19 protein-coding genes and 1 tRNA gene are annotated in these 18,002 nt (G+C 56.0%); 15 read left to right on the forward strand and 5 right to left on the reverse strand.

All coding sequences use genetic code 11. From position 1 onward, the window contains the following. Positions 1–148 precede the first annotated feature (148 nt). The 11 genes from thrS to IE089_RS02010 all read left to right on the forward strand — a co-directional run bounded on the left by thrS (position 149) and on the right by IE089_RS02010 (position 8,552). Positions 149–2,083 carry a threonine--tRNA ligase gene (gene thrS, locus IE089_RS01960; RefSeq protein WP_189474681.1) on the forward strand — a complete coding sequence of 645 codons (1,935 nt, stop codon included), beginning with the start codon at positions 149–151 and terminating at the stop codon, positions 2,081–2,083. After that, positions 2,061–2,612, forward strand: a complete 552-nt coding sequence (gene infC, locus IE089_RS01965) for a translation initiation factor IF-3 (protein WP_268247971.1) — start codon at positions 2,061–2,063, stop codon at positions 2,610–2,612. Before thrS ends, infC begins: the two co-directional genes overlap by 23 nt. Before the next feature lie 59 nt (positions 2,613–2,671). Next, complete coding sequence (gene rpmI / locus IE089_RS01970) at positions 2,672–2,866, forward strand: 50S ribosomal protein L35 (protein WP_189474682.1); 195 nt, start codon at positions 2,672–2,674, stop codon at positions 2,864–2,866. A 31-nt stretch (positions 2,867–2,897) separates the two neighbouring features. Next, on the forward strand, positions 2,898–3,257 hold the full coding sequence (rplT, locus tag IE089_RS01975; RefSeq protein ID WP_189474683.1) for a 50S ribosomal protein L20: 360 nt from the start codon (positions 2,898–2,900) through the stop codon (positions 3,255–3,257). A gap of 444 nt (positions 3,258–3,701) precedes the next feature. Further along, positions 3,702–4,721, forward strand: coding sequence for a phenylalanine--tRNA ligase subunit alpha (gene pheS, locus IE089_RS01980; protein ID WP_189474684.1), 1,020 nt, complete (start codon positions 3,702–3,704; stop codon positions 4,719–4,721). A 15-nt stretch (positions 4,722–4,736) separates the two neighbouring features. Beyond that, positions 4,737–7,112: a phenylalanine--tRNA ligase subunit beta gene (gene pheT, locus IE089_RS01985; protein ID WP_189474685.1), complete on the forward strand. Its 2,376-nt coding sequence runs from the start codon at positions 4,737–4,739 to the stop codon at positions 7,110–7,112. An 11-nt stretch (positions 7,113–7,123) separates the two neighbouring features. Further along, positions 7,124–7,429 (forward strand): integration host factor subunit alpha, encoded by a 306-nt coding sequence (ihfA, locus tag IE089_RS01990; RefSeq protein WP_189474688.1) that lies wholly within the window; start codon positions 7,124–7,126, stop codon positions 7,427–7,429. After that, on the forward strand, positions 7,407–7,769 hold the full coding sequence (locus IE089_RS01995) for a MerR family transcriptional regulator (protein WP_189474690.1): 363 nt from the start codon (positions 7,407–7,409) through the stop codon (positions 7,767–7,769). The genes ihfA and IE089_RS01995 overlap by 23 nt, the downstream gene beginning before the upstream one ends. Before the next feature lie 61 nt (positions 7,770–7,830). Further along, positions 7,831–7,907 (forward strand) — tRNA-Pro (locus IE089_RS02000). Between the two features lie 240 nt (positions 7,908–8,147). Continuing rightward, positions 8,148–8,297, forward strand: a complete 150-nt coding sequence (locus IE089_RS02005) for a hypothetical protein (protein WP_189474691.1) — start codon at positions 8,148–8,150, stop codon at positions 8,295–8,297. A 39-nt stretch (positions 8,298–8,336) separates the two neighbouring features. After that, positions 8,337–8,552 carry a hypothetical protein gene (locus IE089_RS02010; RefSeq protein ID WP_189474693.1) on the forward strand — a complete coding sequence of 72 codons (216 nt, stop codon included), beginning with the start codon at positions 8,337–8,339 and terminating at the stop codon, positions 8,550–8,552. 53 nt (positions 8,553–8,605) lie between these two features. Here the strand turns inward: IE089_RS02010 and IE089_RS02015 are convergent, their stop codons facing one another. Then, complete coding sequence (locus IE089_RS02015; RefSeq protein ID WP_229802534.1) at positions 8,606–8,953, reverse strand: gamma-glutamylcyclotransferase family protein; 348 nt, start codon at positions 8,951–8,953, stop codon at positions 8,606–8,608. A gap of 52 nt (positions 8,954–9,005) precedes the next feature. Then, complete coding sequence (locus tag IE089_RS02020) at positions 9,006–9,467, reverse strand: Lrp/AsnC family transcriptional regulator (RefSeq protein ID WP_189474697.1); 462 nt, start codon at positions 9,465–9,467, stop codon at positions 9,006–9,008. A 149-nt stretch (positions 9,468–9,616) separates the two neighbouring features. Between IE089_RS02020 and IE089_RS02025 the strand changes: the two genes are divergently transcribed. Next, on the forward strand, positions 9,617–11,275 hold the full coding sequence (locus IE089_RS02025) for an aminotransferase class V-fold PLP-dependent enzyme (protein ID WP_189474699.1): 1,659 nt from the start codon (positions 9,617–9,619) through the stop codon (positions 11,273–11,275). A gap of 141 nt (positions 11,276–11,416) precedes the next feature. Further along, a complete protein-coding gene (locus IE089_RS02030; RefSeq protein ID WP_189474702.1) occupies positions 11,417–12,661 on the forward strand; it encodes a cyclic di-GMP phosphodiesterase in 1,245 nt (414 codons plus the stop codon). Positions 12,662–13,322: 661 nt separating this feature from the next. On the opposite strand, the gene IE089_RS02035 is transcribed toward IE089_RS02030, so the two are convergent. Beyond that, the gene (locus tag IE089_RS02035; protein WP_189474704.1) at positions 13,323–14,048 is read right to left on the reverse strand and encodes an RT0821/Lpp0805 family surface protein; all 726 of its coding nucleotides are present in this window, start codon (positions 14,046–14,048) and stop codon (positions 13,323–13,325) included. Positions 14,049–14,070: 22 nt separating this feature from the next. After that, complete coding sequence (locus IE089_RS02040) at positions 14,071–14,559, reverse strand: RNA polymerase sigma factor (RefSeq protein ID WP_189474706.1); 489 nt, start codon at positions 14,557–14,559, stop codon at positions 14,071–14,073. 147 nt (positions 14,560–14,706) lie between these two features. Here IE089_RS02040 and IE089_RS02045 point away from each other — a divergent pair, with 147 nt between their 5' ends. Beyond that, positions 14,707–16,599 carry a S8 family serine peptidase gene (locus IE089_RS02045; RefSeq protein ID WP_229802535.1) on the forward strand — a complete coding sequence of 631 codons (1,893 nt, stop codon included), beginning with the start codon at positions 14,707–14,709 and terminating at the stop codon, positions 16,597–16,599. A 6-nt stretch (positions 16,600–16,605) separates the two neighbouring features. Here IE089_RS02045 and IE089_RS02050 read toward each other — a convergent pair whose 3' ends face one another. Next, the gene (locus IE089_RS02050) at positions 16,606–17,532 is read right to left on the reverse strand and encodes a surface lipoprotein assembly modifier (protein WP_189474708.1); all 927 of its coding nucleotides are present in this window, start codon (positions 17,530–17,532) and stop codon (positions 16,606–16,608) included. A gap of 182 nt (positions 17,533–17,714) precedes the next feature. Here IE089_RS02050 and IE089_RS02055 point away from each other — a divergent pair, with 182 nt between their 5' ends. Continuing rightward, positions 17,715–18,002, forward strand: coding sequence for a DUF3144 domain-containing protein (locus IE089_RS02055; RefSeq protein ID WP_229802536.1), 288 nt, complete (start codon positions 17,715–17,717; stop codon positions 18,000–18,002).

Below are 18,002 nucleotides of genomic sequence, written 5' to 3' on the forward strand. Positions count from 1 at the left end.
TTTTCGGTTGATGTCACGCGCTGTGCGTCATAACCGGTTGTCAACGCAGTGGGACCGTAACCACTGCACAGCAAAAGGTTCTGCACGTGAGTCGGCGCGCAAACACCACGTGGCCTTTGGTAGGGGCCACCACTGTGAGGAATGAACCATGCCTGTTATCACTCTGCCCGACGGAAGCCAGCGCGGCTTCGACAACCCCGTTTCTGTTTATGATGTCGCTGCGGATATCGGTCCCGGCCTGGCCAAGGCCACGCTTGGCGGACGTGTAAATGGTGAGAGGCGCGATGCCAGTGATCTCATTACCAATGACAGTAATCTGAGCATATTTACAGCGCGAGATGAGGACGGCCTCGAAATAATTCGCCATAGCTGTGCCCACCTGATTGGCCATGCTGTGAAGCAATTATGGCCCGAGGCAAAGATGGCAATTGGCCCCACGATCGACGAGGGCTTCTACTACGACATTGATCTCGACCATCGGCTCACAGAGAGCGATCTCGAGGCACTTGAGGCGCGGATGCATGAGCTCGCAGACTCTGAATATGAGGTGGTGAAGCAATCAGTTAATTGGCAAACGGCGTACGACACCTTCGAAGCACGCGGCGAAATCTACAAGATGGAGATCTTGGAACAGGATGTTCCTCGCGATGCTACGCCCGGGCTCTACCATCACGAAGAATACGTGGACATGTGTCGCGGCCCACATGTGCCTAATATGCGCCACTGTAAGCACTTTAAGCTGATGCGAGTCTCTGGCGCCTATTGGCGCGGCGACCAGAGTAATAAGATGCTGCAGCGGATTTATGGGACCGCTTTTGGTGACAAGAAGTCCCTGAAGAAATACCTCACGCAACTGCAAGAAGCTGAAAAGCGCGACCATCGTAAAATCGGCAAGAAACTCAATCTGTTTCATACGCAGGAAGAGGCCCCTGGTATGGTGTTCTGGCACTCGGCCGGATGGAGCATTTACCAGACTATCGAACAGTACATGCGACGGGCGCAGTCCGAGCACGGTTATCAAGAGATCAAAACTCCGCAGCTAGTAGACCTCACCCTGTGGGAGAAGTCAGGTCATGCGGACAAGTTTGGCGATGACATGTTTATGCTGGAATCTGAAGGGCGAAATGTTGCCGTTAAGCCAATGAACTGTCCCTGCCACGTGCAGGTATTTAATCAGGGTCTGAAGTCTTACCGGGATCTGCCCTTGCGTCTGGCAGAGTTCGGCAGCTGCCACCGTAACGAACCCTCGGGCTCACTGCATGGCATTATGCGGGTGCGCGGGTTCGTGCAGGACGACGCCCACATTTTCTGCACCGAAGAGCAGATTCAGCCTGAAGTATCAGCATTTATCGATTTTCTGCACGCGGTGTACGCCGACTTTGGCTTCAGCGATGTGATCTATCGCCTGTCTACGCGGCCGGAAAAGCGCGTGGGCTCTGATGCCGACTGGGACCGCGCCGAAAAAGCACTGGCTGATGCCCTGGATGCCCAAAATCTGCCCTGGGAGGAGTTGCCGGGGGAGGGTGCATTCTACGGACCAAAGATCGAGTTCTCGCTGAAGGACTGCATTGGCCGTGTGTGGCAGTTAGGCACGGTACAGGTGGATTTCTCGATGCCCGGCCGTCTTGATGCACAGTACGTGGCCGAGGATGGCTCGCGCCAGGTACCCGTGATGTTGCACCGCGCCATCCTTGGATCGTTCGAGCGATTCATCGGAATTCTGATCGAACATTACGAAGGTGTGTTTCCTACCTGGCTGGCCCCAACCCAGGCTGTGGTGATGAATATCACTGACAAGCAGTCGGATTACGTCAAAAATGTGGAAGATGCCTTAAAAAACAAAGGCTTTCGTGTGATTTCGGACTTGAGAAACGAGAAAATCGGCTTTAAAATCCGCGAGCACACTATCCAGAAGGTCCCGTACCTCTTGGTAATCGGGGACAAGGAAGTGGAATCACAGACAGTGGCCGTGCGCGCCCGTCGTGGTGAGGACTTGGGATCCATGGATCTCGATGCTTTCAGCAAGGTACTCACAGACGATGTAGCGCGACGCGGTCGTATTGCATTGGAGAATCAGCATTAAGAAAGACGGTAAGGGCGCTTCCAAAAAAGCGCTGACCAATGAACAGATCACGTCGGACCCGGTTCGACTGATTGGCGCAGGCGGTGAGCAGGTTGGCATCGTTGCGTTGAGCGAGGCTCTGGCCCAGGCCCAGGCGGCCAGCATGGACCTCGTGTTGATGGCTGATTCAGACCCCGCAGTCTGCAAGATCATGGACTACGGTAAGCACATCTTTGAGGCGAAGAAGCAAAAGTCTGCTCAGAAGAAGAAGCAGAAGCGAACTCAAATCAAAGAAATGAAGTTTCGTCCAGGGACGGAAGAAGGGGATTACCAGGTAAAACTACGCAACCTGGTACGTTTCCTAGAAAACGGCGACAAGGCCAAAGTCACGCTGCGTTATCGCGGACGCGAAATGGCCCACCAGGAAATCGGCATGGAGCTACTCAAGCGAGTAGAAGCTGATCTGGCCGAGTTAGGTTCTGTCGAGCAATTCCCGAAAATGGAAGGCCGGCAGCTGACTATGGTTATCGCCCCCAAGAAGAAGAACTAGCGGCCTGTGAATGCCCTGGTTTCTTTGTTTTATTTATTTGCGAATGCGGAGTAAAGACTATGCCTAAAGCAAAAATTCACAGCGGGGCTGCCAAGCGGTTCAAAAAGACCGCCGGCGGTTACAAGCGCAAGAGCGCTAACAAGAGTCATATCCTGACTAAGATGACCACCAAGCGTAAGCGTCAGCTGCGCGGTACTTCAATGGTCGACAAGAGCGATGTCGTTCTGGTTGATCGTTTGATGCGTGCCAAGTAACGGTTATTCGGACTAGGAAAGGAGACGACTTATGCCTCGCGTAAAACGTGGTGTGGTGGCTCATCGCCGTCACAAAAAGATTCTTAAGCAGGCCAAGGGTTACTACGGTGCCCGCAGCCGTGTATTTCGGGTAGCAAAGCAGGCTGTCACTAAAGCGGGTCAGTACGCTTACCGTGACCGCCGTCAGCGCAAGCGCCAGTTCCGTTCACTGTGGATCACGCGTATCAACGCTCAATCCCGTGCGAATGGCCTGAGCTACAGCCGCCTGATCAATGGTCTGAAGAAGGCCGAGATCGGCCTGGACCGTCGCGTTCTGGCGGATCTGGCAGTACACGACAAGCCAGCTTTTGCAGCGATCGTGGAGCAAGCGAAGGCGGCACTGGCCGCTTAAGCCCAAACCTGCCGCCAGAGCCACCTCTGGTGCTTGGCGGGATCGCTAGCTACACGTAATACAAAGGGAAAGGGCCTGGCTCTTTCCCTTTTTTTGTTGGTGAGCCAGCAAATTTGGAGAGAGCTTTAGCGACCTCTCATTGCGTATTGCAGGACTAGGCGCTTGCGGTGGGAATGCGGAAGCCCGTAGAGAATGATTTGGCCTAGAGAGACCGTCTCGCGCATGGATGCGCGAGCCGAGCCTACATGGACGTATTCACCGCGTGTCTCGTTAGACCAAATCGTTCTCCAGGGCGTTGAGAGTTCGAGCACACGAGGACGTGGCGCGCGTAGAAACGCGCGTCGAGCTTACATGAACAAACTTACGGCGTGTCCTAGAGGACATGTTTCCCGTCCTAGACGGAATTAAACAATGATGCCCTCAACAGGTATCTGAGGAAGAAGAATGGAAAACCTCGCACCTTTGGCTGAAGAGGCCAAGGCGAAAATAGCCGCGGCAGAAGACGGCCAAACGCTGGAGCAGTTACGCGTTGACTACCTGGGTAAGAAAGGCCAGATCACCGGTCTTTTGAAAGGTCTGGGCAAACTCTCTGCCGAGGAGCGGCCTGAGGCGGGCGCCAAGATCAACGTGGTTAAGCAGGAACTGCAGGCATTGATTGGCGAGCGTAAAGCGGCGCTGGAGTCGGCGGCCCTGAATGCCCAGTTGGCTGCTGAGACGCTGGACGTGACCCTGCCCGGGCGTAACGCGTCGGTGGGTGGTTTGCACCCCATCACGCGAACTATTGAGCGCATGGAAGATTTCTTCGCAGCGATTGGCTTTGAAGTGGTGGAAGGCCCCGAAGTTGAGGATGACTATCACAACTTCGAGGCGCTCAATATTCCGGCGCACCATCCCGCGCGTGCCATGCACGATACCTTCTACGTGGATGACAGCACCGTGTTGCGCACTCACACGTCGCCAGTACAGGTGCGAGTGATGGAGAGCCAGGAACCGCCGCTGCGCGTGATTTGCCCCGGCCGCGTATATCGCTGTGATTCAGATCTAACACACTCACCCATGTTCCATCAGGTCGAAGGGTTGTTGATTGATGAGCAGTCTAGCCTCGGCGACTTGAAGGGCCTGATTGAAGATTTTCTGCACGCTTTCTTCGAAAGGGATGACTTGTCCGTGCGCTTCCGTCCCTCGTTCTTCCCTTTCACTGAGCCTTCTGCGGAAGTGGACATTCAGTGCGTCAAGTGTAGCGGTGAGGGTTGTCGTGTGTGTAGCCACACCGGCTGGCTGGAAGTCATGGGCTGCGGCATGGTCAATCCGCGTGTGTTTGAGTACTCCAATATCGATACCAACAAGTACACGGGCTTTGCTTTCGGCATGGGCGTCGAGCGCCTCGCGATGCTGCGCTACGGCATCAACGACCTAAGACTGAATTTTGACAACGACCTGCGCTTCCTAGAGCAGTTTGTCTAAGCGGAGAACACGACAGTGATTATTAGTGAACAGTGGCTGCGCGAGTGGGTAAACCCAAAACTGAATACTGCAGACCTCGCGCACCAGATTACGATGGCCGGCCTTGAGGTTGACGCTGTTGAGCCGGTTGCCGGCGAATTCAGTGGCGTGATCGTCGCCGAGATCGTAAGTGCAGAGCAGCACCCGGACGCCGACAAACTGCGCGTCTGCCAGGTGAATACCGGCGCTGAAACGGTGCAGATCGTTTGTGGCGCACCGAATGCGCGAGTCGGCCTGAAAGCACCGCTCGCGGTGGTCGGCGCAGTATTGCCCGGCAATTTCAAGATTAAGAAGGCCAAACTCCGTGGCGTAGAAAGCCAGGGCATGCTGTGTGCTGAGGAAGAGCTGGGGCTCTCTGACGCCAGTGACGGTCTCATGGAACTGCCTACGGATGCCGCGGTAGGCACGGATATCCGTGATTACCTGATGCTGGATGACAACACGATCGAGATTGGCCTTACCCCTAATCGCGCCGACTGTATGGGTATAGCGGGTATCGCGCGTGAAGTGGGTGTACTCAACAGTCTGTCTGTGTGTGAGCCCGCGGTTGAAGCGGTGACTCAGACCATTGACGACGCAGTGACCATCGAGCTGCAGGCGCCGGCGCGCTGCCCCCGTTACCTGGGGCGTATTATTCGTGGCGTAGATGTCTCTCAGCCGTCACCACTGTGGATGCAGGAAAAACTGCGCCGCTGCGGTGTGCGTTCTATCGATGCGGTTGTGGATGTCACCAACTACGTGTTGTTGGAACTGGGTCAGCCCATGCACGCTTTCGATTTCGCCAAGCTGTCGGGCGGGATAGTGGTGCGCGAAGCAGCGGGCGGTGAATCCTTAACGCTGCTGGATGGGCAAACTGTTGAGCTCACTGGCGACACACTGGTTATTGCCGATCAGAGTGGTCCGCTGGCCATGGCGGGCATCATGGGCGGCGAGCCTTCCTCTGTGACAGGTAATACGCAAGATATTTTGTTGGAAGCTGCTTTCTTCACGCCTGAGCTGATGGCCGGCAAGGCCCGGGGCTATGGATTGCACACCGACTCCTCGCACCGCTACGAGCGCGGTGTGGATTTCGAGCTGCAGCGTAAGGCAATAGAGCGGGCCACAAGTTTGTTGCTTGATATCGTAGGTGGACAGCCCGGTCCCGTTGTCGAAGCCGTGGAGCCAAATGATCTACCGGAGCGAAAGCCGGTGACGCTGACGCGCAAGGGTATCCGTCGCGTGTTGGGCTTTGCTATGGAAGACGCACAGGTCACCCGCATTCTGGATGCGCTGGGTCTTACCACCTCGCCCACGGACGAGGGTTGGGTGTGCAGTGTGCCCTCCTGGCGCTTCGATGTTTCCATTGAGGCAGATTTGCTGGAAGAGCTGGCGCGAATCTATGGGTATGACAATCTGCCCGTCACGCGTATCAAAGCAGATCTCGCCATACCGCAGCGCAGTGAGTCGCGCCTGTCTGTGCGGCGTGTGCGTCGCCATCTGGCGGCTGCCGGTTATCAGGAGGCAGTGACCTACAGTTTCATTGATCCTAAGCAGCAACAGGTGTTCGATCCTGATCAGCAGCCAGTGGCGCTGAAGAATCCCCTATCCGCTGATATGGCGGTGATGCGCACCAGCTTATTGCCAGGTCTGGTGAGTGCGCTGGTTTACAACACCAAGCGTCAGCAGCCCCGCGTGCGTCTGTTCGAAACCGGTTTGCGCTTTGAGACGGCAGGTGGCGAGCTGGTGCAGACACCTACGCTGGCACTGGCGATCACCGGAAGCCGCGGGCTGGAATCCTGGGCAGATGATCGCTCTGTGGTGGATTTCTTCGATCTCAAAGGTGATGTGGAAGCGCTGTTAGCCGGCGCCGGAGCAGCCGGCAATCTGCAGTTCAAGGCAGCTGAGCGCGATGGGCTGCATCCCGGGCAAACGGCGGCAGTACTGAGGGACGGTGAGCAGATCGGTGTTATCGGTGCGCTGCATCCTGGCGCGGCGAAGTCGCTCGGTGTGAGCGGTGATGTCTTTGTGGCTGAGCTGGACCTGGCGGCAGTGACTAAGGCATTCGTTCCTGCATTTGCCGAGCTTTCCCGCTTCCCTGAGGTTAAGCGGGATCTTGCGGTCATCGTCGACAGAACAGTAGCATCTGATGACCTGATGCAGAATGTTCGTTCTGCTGCTGGTACTTACCTCACGGACCTAACCCTGTTTGATGTATATGAGGGCAAAGGTATTGATCCCAAAAGGAAAAGTCTTGCGCTGAGTTTGACTTTCCGGGAGCAATCGCGCACTCTTAATGACGAAGAGGTGAATCAGTCCGTGCAACAAGTCATTGATTCGCTGGAAAAAAATTATAAGGCTGAGCTCAGGGGCTAGGTAATACCGTCATGACCGCGCTCACAAAATCCGAGATGGCTGAACGCCTGTTTGAAGAGCTTGGGCTCAACAAACGGGAAGCCAAAGAGATCGTAGAACTCTTTTTTGAGGAGATTCGCGCGTGTCTTGAGGAAAATGAGCAGGTTAAACTATCCGGGTTTGGTAATTTCGACCTTAGAGACAAAAGCCAGCGGCCAGGACGTAATCCAAAAACGGGCGAGGAGATTCCTATCTCTGCGCGTCGTGTGGTGACCTTCCGTCCCGGGCAAAAGCTAAAGGCGCGAGTAGAGGCGTATGCTGGAACCGAGTCACAATAACGAACTGCCGGCGATCCCGGGCAAGCGTTACTTCACTATTGGTGAGGTCAGCGAATTGTGCGCGGTGAAACCCCATGTGTTGCGGTACTGGGAGCAGGAGTTTCCGCAGCTCAAGCCAGTGAAGCGTCGAGGTAATCGCCGCTACTACCAGCGCGAGGATGTACTCACCATTCGCACGATTCGTAGCTTGCTCTACGAGCAGGGTTATACCATCGGCGGCGCACGCCAGCGCATGACCGAAGAGAGGGATGCCGGGGGTGCGCAAGCGGCCCATGCCGACCTTCAGGATGCCATTCGTGAACTTGAGGATGTGTTGGAGATCCTCGGGCCCGCCAAGTAAATTCGGTTGTATCTTCAGCGGTATTGATTATAATGCCGCCCTCGCCGAATCAGGCGATTCTCGGGCTATAGCGCAGTCTGGTAGCGCACTTCACTGGGGGTGAAGGGGTCGTAGGTTCAAATCCTGCTAGCCCGACCAAAATACAAAAAAGGCCACCCATTTGGGTGGCCTTTTTTGTATTTGGATAGGCCACTTTATTTGTGAGCGCCCGGCAAGCGTTCGCGCAATAGGCGCACCGGCTGCGATTCTGTGAACAGATTGAACGGATGTCAGCGATGCCGCTGATCTGTTTGTTGGTGATTTTGCTCATCGTAAAATCCGGTATCTGTTGCACGCATTTGCTTCGTTAGACTGCACCTTTGCGGTGGAGGCGAGCGTGTGAACCGACTTTCCCAGGTATTTGTTTTCAAGATCACGGCAACTGTGTTCATCTGGTGTTTGCCGCTGCTGCTGTTTCCGGAATGGCTGTTGGAACAACTCGGCTTCCCACCGCAATCAACCTACTTGTTTGTCAGGTTGCTGGCATGAGCTTACCTTGCTCTCTGCGTGGGCTACGGATTTGGGCTGTTGGCATCTCTGAAGGGTGAGCGCTCAATGCCCCCGATTTGGGTCGGGATAGTGAGTAACGGTGGTGCCTGCATTCTCTTGCTGTATTTCACGCTGATTGGCGCGTGGTCGACCTGGTCGTTACCGGTTGTATATGTGGGCTGGTCGTCAATCGCAGCAACAGCGCTGATCACAGTGGGGCTGGTGAGATACGGTATTCGCGATCGTGGACGTTAGTGGGGAGGTAGGTTACCGCGGGGCGGTGTGCCAAGTGTCAGTTCATTTCTGGTTTATGGTGCCACCAGCGCATAGACCCTGGCATCAGCTACCTCATCGTTCTCCAGTCGCAGGCGCGCCACTACCCGTTGATACTCTTCACCCTCAAAGGCATCCAGTCTCGCCCAGTGATCGGGCAGAGCATCAGACCAGAGAACCTGCCCTTTTATTGCACCCGCGGCGGCGTCGAGTACTAAACCAGGAAACCCTTGCTCAGCCCCCCCCCAGCCCTTGCTGATCAGTCGCCCCTTAACTTCTCCGTGTTGCCAGATCCCGTTTATCTCATATAGAACGTGAGCATTAGGACCATCCGGCTGTAAGGTGCCGTAGACGAACAGTCCTGTTTTGGCGCGAGGTTTCACAGGATTATGCATCTTGTACAGAGGGTGAAAGGGCGCGCATAGTCTCGTTCCTCTAGAGTGGCAATTGCGTAGTGTGTTTGAGCTCTTCCATCACGAAGCTCGCACTCACATCAAACAGATCCGCCGCCAGCAGTTGTTGATAGAGCGCGTCGTAACCTGCCATGTCGGGCACCACGACCTTGATCAGGTAGTCTACATCGCCCCCCAGCCGGTACACCTCCAGCACGCCGGGTATTGCCTCGATAACCTGCTTGAATTTCCTGGCCCAAGCGGTGTTGTGCTGGCTGGTTTTCAATGAGATGAAAGCTGTCAGGGGAACGCTAAGCGCCTCCTGGCTGAGTAGGGTTACCCGTTGCAGGATGACACCGTGCTCCTCCAGTTTTTGTATTCGCCGCCAGCAGGCAGATTTGGAGATGCTGGCAAGATCGGCGAGGTCTGCGATAGACAAAGCGGCGTCTGCCTGCAGGTACCGCAATAAGATCTTGTCAACTTTGTCGATGGAGTTTCGCTCCATGAAGTTCTCTCATTATAGAACATTAAGCCGAATAATATATCAAAATAGAAATAATAGTCCGAAAATATGCGATAAAAGTGAACAATAGGGACAATGTTTCGCGGACGCTTGATTACCATACTTGAACGTATTCGAACCGGTACCGCGCTATGTCAGAAATCATTGAGCACATTCGTAACGATATCATCGGTGATAAAGACCCCGTGCACACGCCCTATGGTGTTAAGCCGATGGTTTATGCCGACTACACGGCCTCCGGTCGAGCCCTGAGGTCCATTGAGCGGCGCATTGTCAGCGATGTACTGCCGAGCTATGCCAATACACACACCGAAGCCTCGTACACAGGCGCGCGCACAACGGCTCTGCGTGAGCAGGCTCGAAGCGTGATACATGCCGCCGTGGGCGGTTCTGAACAGGATAAGGTCATTTTTTGTGGCTCCGGTGCAACCGGTGCAATTAACCGCTTGATCGCATGCATGGGCTTGCAAGGCGGTGACGCCTGCGATGGGAAGCGCACTGATGCGCCCGTGGTCTTTATTGGACCTTATGAGCACCACTCCAATGAGCTGCCCTGGCGGGAGAGCGTGGCTGAGGTTGTGGTCATCCCCGCGGATGCATCTGGCATGATCGACCAGAATGCCCTTGCAGGAGCTCTTGAACAGCATGCGGACAGATGCCTGAAAATCGGAAGCTTCTCCGCCGCCTCTAATGTCACCGGTATTAAGTCCGATGTAGAGGGTATTACTGCGCTGCTGAAACAGCACAATGCCTTGGCGTTTTGGGACTATGCCGCGGCCGCGCCCTACGTCACTATTTCTATGAACGGGCCTGCGCCGCTGGACGCCGTGTTTATCTCAACCCATAAATTCATCGGTGGCCCCGCAACCCCCGGCGTTTTGGTGGTCAAGGAGGCGCTGCTCAGTAATGCGGTTCCTGCGGTTGTGGGCGGCGGTACTGTGGCTTATGTGTCGCCCGACAGCCACCATTATGTGGCTGATGTGGAGCGCCGGGAGGAGGGCGGTACGCCCGCAATCATTGAAAGCATTCGAGCGGGCATGGTGTTCGCTCTCAAAGAACAGGTGGGTGTAAAAACCATAGAAGAGCGAGAATCACAGTTTATTGCTCGCGCATTGAGTCGCCTAGACGAACATCCCTCGATCGAGATTTTGGGCTCCACTGAACGGCAGCGCCTGGCCATTCTTTCCCTGCGGATAAAACACCGGGGTAAAGACCTGCACTACGGGTTTGTGGTTGCCCTGCTCAATGATTTGTTTGGCATTCAGGCGCGCGGGGGCTGTTCCTGCGCGGGGCCCTACGGGCACCAGTTACTGTCAATCGATGCGTCCGCCAGCGAGCGCATTGCCCAGCGAGTGTTAGCAGGCGACTTCGCTCAGCGCCCCGGCTGGGTGAGGCTGAGCTTTAACTACTTCATTGATGATGCCGAGTTCGATTACCTGCTCAGTGCTATTGAGTTGATAGCGGAGCACGGTTGGCGGCTCCTGCCTGACTATAACTATTGCACGCACACTGGGGTCTGGCGTCACGACGATGCTGTGGGACAGCCGTCGATCAGCGAGCTGTTTACTCCCGAGTTTGCGCAGACCGATGCAGCGCCAGCGACTCAAGCGGAACACTGGCAGCCACAACACTTGCTACAGCAAGCCAGAGATATCCTCTTGTGCGCCTCCGCGACCGGCGCGGGACCTGTAAGCCTGTCAGAGTCTTCGAATGCTGAGCCTTCGGTGCCGGTCAGTCATGCCGACTGGTTTCTCACAGCGCAGGATGTGCAGACAGCGCAGGGACGCTAGATTCTGCACCAGTGGGCTCCGGATAGAGGCGTTGAATTTTCTTCACTTTTTCGCATTTTTCCCGCGCAGGAGGCTCGTCGGCAGAGATAGAATGCCGATAGGACTTGGAATTCGCCTGTAGTAGGGGAGACCGCGCGCGGGATGCTGCAGTCTTTAAAAATTTATACTTCCGACCTCGAGGTGGGGATGTTCGTCAGTGCGCTGGACAGGCCTTGGCTGGAGACCCCATTTCTGGTGCAGGGCTTCCTGCTCACCTCTCGCGAGCAAATCGACGAGTTGCGTGACTACTGCTCCCACGTCTTCATTGACACTTCCAAGAGCAAATTGCTGCCAGAGCAGGCGCGAAAGCTGATCAGTGCGGGCCGCAAGCGCCAGCCGGTTGAGGCCATTTTTCCGGGACGGCCAATCGCGGCTTACAACGACCGTAGCGATTTCAGCGAAGAGCAGCACCTTGCGGATGCGGCGCTAGACTCACTGCTCTCGGATATTGAATTCATTTACTCTGAGGCGGGCGATACCGGTCGCGTCAAAGTGATTGAGTTGCGCAAGTCAGTGGAGCCGTTGGTGGACAGCGTATCTCGCAACCCCGACGCCTGCCTCTGGATAGCACGCTTGAAGGAGCACGATAGTTATACCTACAAGCACAGCCTTGGGGCTGCTATCTGGGCCGTGTCATTGGGTCGTCAGTTAGGGTTGCCGCGTCAGGATCTGCGTTCACTGGCAATGGGCGCGTTGCTAATGGATGTGGGTAAGCTCCGGATTGATCCAGAGCTTCTGACCGCCGAGCGTGCGCTCACAGAAGATGAAGCCGAACAGATGCGCCTGCATGTGGCTCATGGCGTTGAGATCATCGAGAATAGTGGTGTTATCAACCCGGATGTATACGCCATGGTGGCACATCACCATGAGCGCTATGACGGCTCAGGGTATCCGCAAAGGCTTCGCGTAGAGGACATTCCGCCCGTTGCCCGTATTGCCGGCATCGTGGACAGCTACGACGCGATGACTAGCGACCGCAGTCATGCCAACGCCATGTCACCGTCTGAGGCCATTAAGGTGCTCTATCAGGCGCGTGATATCGAGTTTCAGGCAGAGCTGGTTGAGGCTTTTATTCAGGCTATCGGTATTTATCCGGCAGGCACTATCGTTGAGCTGGATTCGGGTGAGATAGCCGTTGTTCTGGCTGATTACCGCACCAGTCGGCTGCACCCCAAAGTATTGGTGGTGCGCGATGCTCAGAAAAACCCAATAGCACACCCCGCGGCGGTTGATCTCAGCACCGCGGCGGATGGCAAGCCGCTCGCTATTCGCTGTGCACACCAGCCCGGTGCCTTCGGCATTGACCTTGCTGATGCCGCCATCCAGGGCTTTGCACCCACGATGTAATGCCGCCGCTGGTGCTAAATTCCCCACTATGATCACAAGCTTGTGTGTGACGCCAATACGGGCCTCGCAGAGGTAGTTGTCGCTCCTGAAACCCCCATTCTCACTGGGCTGGGGCCTTGTGAAAATTTATTTGCGAAAAGTGGGAATAAAGTGCCCGAGCCGGTCGTTAACTATTCAAGGTGGAGTGAAACACACCTCGAGCAAGCGGCATTCAGCCTCTTGGGTACGCATCGCCTCTGGCACAGAATGCGTGGCTATGACCGACTTGCCTCGACTTACAACGCGAAGGCGCGTCGCTTGATAATCAAGCGTCACCCTTCGCCCTTTTCTTTTCTGGAGTGAGGTTGCTAGCGCCCTCACTCTGAATCCCAGGGCCTGTCGTCGACATGGGGCGGCAGGCCCTGCCTCTCACCCCCTTCTCACCACACATAACTGCCAATAAACAGGTCGGTGCATTGCCATCTTGGCCGAATACTCCTATGCGCGGGAGACTGGCAGATGAGCGTCGTCCCAAGCGTATAGCGCTAAATGCTGATCGATTTTCGATTAACGGTCAGCTAGGTGGTGCGTGCGCCGTTGAGCGGCTCTGTAGTGCCCTGATAATCAGGCATAAAAAAGGCCCCATTAGGGGCCAGCGAGAACTGCTTATCAGCCGACGATGCTATCGCCAACCGTTGGCAATCAGTGTTGACTCGGCATTGCGACCAAGTGCGATATCGGCGGCGTTTTCCCCGATAAATGTCGCGACCTTATCACTATCACTATCACCCGCGCCCGCCGGTTGGTAGGCGTCACCAGGGTTCAGGAATGCTTCTGTGCCCAGTGCCTGAGTGACCCATTCACCGCTGTCCTGGCGGCATGCAACGCCGCGCCAATCTTGCTCCTCGGCAGATAACAGGTATTCGCGGCACCATTGGCCGCTGGTGCTGGGGAAGGTAAGTACGGGCCGCAACTGCCGGCCATCGTCCAGGATCTGCCAGCCTTTAGCCATTGATGGGCTTGTTTCCAGTGCCTGGGACAACAGCAGGTCATCATTCAGCAAATCGGGAGAGCCGGCGCTCTGGAAAGCGGTATTCTGCGCGATCAGCACACCGCAAATGGCGGCTACTGAGGCGGCGATCGCAAACTGTGTGCGCTGCGAGCGTTGCGGGAAGGCAATCACGTTGTTGTTTGTAGTGCCGAGCATGGCTGCAACTTTGGGTGGAACGGCGTCTGTGCCGGGGGCGGTGAACGTCGTCTTTAAGCTAATGTTCAGTGCCGTGGATTCTTCCAGCAGGGCCTTGAAGGCCGGCTCAGACGCGCAGCGCTGCTCTACTTCTACGCGCTCTGCAGGGGACATTTCATTGTCCAGGTAGCGCGAAATCTGTTCCAGGTCTGTCTGACTCATAGCGGTCTTTCTCTCTAAGGGCTTAAAGCAACCCTTTGATATCTAACAAATTTTTCCTTGCCCTAGCGATCCTGCTCATGATGGTCCCCACGGGAACCTGCAAAATCTCGGCCGCCTCCGCATAGGTTTTACCCTCTACGGTTACCAGGGTCAGCGCCAGGCGCTGTTCATCTGGCAGTGTTTCCAGTGCCTGTGACAGCCGCTGGAGCTTAACTTCAACGCCGGCGACATGTTCCGCTGAATCTACAGTTTCTTCTTTAGAATCAGTAGCTTGGACATGTCTTTGGCGTACATCTCTGGCGCGAATCTCGTCAATCCAGACGTTCTTACAGACCCTGTAGGCCCACTTACTGACGTGGGCGTCCTGCGGCATGCCTTTCTCCAGCAGGCGCTCTACTGTGGCTTGCAGCAGATCGTCTGCGTCTGCAGCCTGACCTGCCAGCGACAGGCAGAAGCGCCGAAGGCCGCTTAAATCGGCCAGTAATGCCTGTCGTTGGTCGTCTGAAAGCACGTGATTCGCTTATCTGTTAGTATGAGAACGAGTGAGCGGCGGATTTTATTCCATGTCATGGAATTTATCTGCACGCGTGACCGTCTTCTATATACCTTTATCACTCTAATCCGCGGCGAGCTATACGCGCGGGAGCAACCGATGCCGATGACTGATTCAGACCAAACAATGCATAGCCAGCGCCGCATAACCGCGGGTACTGCTCTGTGGGCGCGCTCGCTGGCGCTGGTGCTGGCGATAGGCGGGGCTGTGCCCACCGCCCTGGCGCAAGATGAGCTTACGGTTGGCGGGCGCGTCGAGGTGGAAGAAGTCGTCGAAGAAGCCGTTGAAGAGCAGGTAGCTGAAGTTGTCGAGGAAAACGTTGAAGACGACACTCAGGAACAGGTTGAGGAGTCCATAGCGGACGCCGTGACCGAACAGGTCGAGGACCGAATCGCCGATGCGCAGGAACTCTCGGTGGGTGGGCGCACGGAAATCACGGTTGAAGAGAGTGTAGAGGAGCAGGTCGAGGACGCGCTGGAAGATGACATCAGCGCAGGTGTCGAGGACGCGATCGAAGATGCGGTGCAAGCCACTGTTGCGGAAAACCTGGAGAACGAAGTTGGCCAGGATATCGAGGACAGCATCGAAGAAACCATCGCCGACAATGTTGAAGTCTCGGTTCAGGACACCGTAGAAGAAGCGGTAGAGAGCGAAATTGAAAACACCGTTGTTGAGAATATCGAGGAATCAGTTGAGACAGAGGTGGAAGAAAGCGTGGCCGAAGCGGTGGAACAGGATCTCGAGGAGAATGTCGAGGAGTCTGTCGCTGAGATCGTGGAAGACAACGCGGAGCAGGCTGTCGAGGTCGCGCTGGAAGACAGCGTGTCTACTAAGTTAGAAGGGTCGGTTGAAGAAAACCTTGAAGTGGCTGCTGTCACTGCCGTGGAAGGTCGTATCGAAAACGAAATCGATTCCGTCATCGAAGACATAGAAAGTGCGCTGGATGTGGACGAGCGTCGCATTCGCCGCGGCCAGTGGCTGGTGATGGCGGAGCCGGATGTCTTCGAAGAACTGGCGGACGAGGGTTATATCTTTGACGCCATCACCGATTTGCCCGGGATGGGCATGCGTTTGGCTGAAGTGGCGGCGCCTGCCAGCTTCGACATCTCAACCGCGCGTCAGGGCGTGTTTGATGTTGTTGGCAGCGATCGTGCGCAGGTCGACCTCAACCACTTTTACACAGCGGGCACACCCGACAGTACACACTCCGAAGGTGGCGTGGCACCGCGTGATGCCATTGCATTCCCCGCTGATACCGCGGATCTCGATCTGAAGATTGGCATGCTCGATAGCCGTGTGGATACTGCTCACCCCTCGCTGGCGGCTGCGAATATTGAAGCACGCTCATTTGTAGCTCAGGGCGCCGATGAGCCGGCCTTCCACGGAACGGCCGTGGCGTCCATTATCGCCGCCGATGGCGAGCTTCAGGGGCTGGCCCCCCAAACGCAATTGTATGCAGCCTCGGTGTTTGAGGATGACACTGAGCGCGGCGAAATCGCCAGCACCGTCAGTTTGGTTCGCGCCCTGGACTGGTTGATTTCCTCCGGTGTGGATGCGGTCAATATCAGTCTTGCCGGCCCACCCAATAGGTTATTGGAAGCCGCGCTTTCGCGCGTATCCGAACGAGACGTGATGGTGCTTGCCGCAGCGGGCAACGGCGGACCCATGGCGGAGCCGATGTACCCTGCGGCTTACGAGTCGGTAGTGGCTGTGACCGCGGTCGATACCGGTGGCAGAGTCTTCCGCCTGGCAAACCGTGGTGACTACCTGGATTTGGCAGCGCCCGGCGTTGACTTGCGTCACGCGCAGGCCGGCGGCGGTTATGTGGCTTCTTCAGGCACCTCGTTCGCCGTGCCCTTTGCGGTGACGGCGGCAGCCCGCCTCAAGCATGTTGCACCGAATGAAGATGTAATCGCACAGTTGTTCGACGGGGCGCAGGACCTGGGACCGCCCGGACGCGATGAAATCTATGGGTATGGGCTGCTGAATCCGCAGTAGCAACGGCTACCAGCTGTACAGCATGCGGGTGCCGACGATCGTTTGCGTGTAGTCGGCCACTGGCAAGTTCGAGTCGTAATCACCGTAACCCCCATAAATCTGCCAAGTGAAGCGCTGTGTTAAGGGGATTTCCACATCTACCTTCCACCGGCTGCGGGATTCCTCCCGCTCCTCGCCAATGCTGGGCGTTACACCCGTGAAGTCGCGATCTTCGTAGCGCCACGCAAGCTCCAGCTTGTTCAGTAATGAGAACATCTCGAAACGCTGTATGTAGCGAACCTTGAGGTTATGAGACTGGAAGTCGAAACGCTCGGCTTCCGCATCCTCTTCACGGAACTGATAGCCAACGTTAAAGTAGCTGCGCAAACCGCGCCGGAAAAAGTAAACGTCCAACTCGCCCGCATGTGCCAGGGCATCGCGCTCGGGTCTGTCTTCAATAGTTTTTGCCAGGTATACGTAGGCTGCACGACCAAACCAGCGCTTGCTGAGGAATCCTGACACAGACGGTGATAGGCGCCAAAGCTCAAGGAAGGCCTCACCGTCCAGACGGGCATTGATGTAGTAAGCAGACAGGCCAGTGTTCACATCGCCAAGATCTACTGCGAAGTCAGTGCCGAGAATGTGCGTCTGTCTGTCTACTTGGGAAAACTCATCGTACTTGGCATTGCCCAAATCGTAAGTGATCGACAGGTCGGCGCTTTGGCCCAGCGGTATGTCGACGCCAGCGCCCAGATCCAGCAGTAGCGCATAGTCTTCTTCGCCGCTAGTCGCGTCCACTTCCTCCACCGAAACATTGGTGTCGTACTCGGCGCCGACGGCAACGTCTGCTGAAAAAGTCGGGCCCGCCGGCGGTGCATCCTTTGACTGGGCAGCACTGCCCTGGCTCGCAAGGGTGGCAAGAGTCGTGAGGGCAATGGTGAGGCTGCGGCGCATGGCGGGCAGTGTACACGCGCGCAATCACTGGCGCAGCACTCAATGCTTGTTTTCAGCGAACAGAAGGCTGGGCGCATCTAATTCTCCAGGATCAAGTGACACCGGTTTCAACACAGCGCGGTGGCGGGCGTTAGCGGTAGTGTTAGAATTCGCGCTTTGCGAATATTTCGATAGAGGTCCCTATGTCAGACGAGCAGAGCAACCAGCACTACGCGTGCATGAACCGTTTCATTGAGCTGGCCAATGAGCTGAAGGACGAAGGCATGCCTGTCGCCGTAGTCTCCTGGGCAATGATGACGGCATCAGCCCATTACTCTACCTACTCTGTTGCCGGCAACACGGGTGGCTTGAACGATTCAGGGATAGAAAAAATCACCGACGCGTACCGCCAGCAATTGAAGCAGGTGCAGGAAGTGAAGAAGGCGGAGATTGAAGCCCGCGGTGGTGAGATCCAACAAAAAGACGCCTGA

Source organism: Parahalioglobus pacificus, assembly GCF_014652275.1.
GTDB lineage: Bacteria > Pseudomonadota > Gammaproteobacteria > Pseudomonadales > Halieaceae > Parahalioglobus > Parahalioglobus pacificus.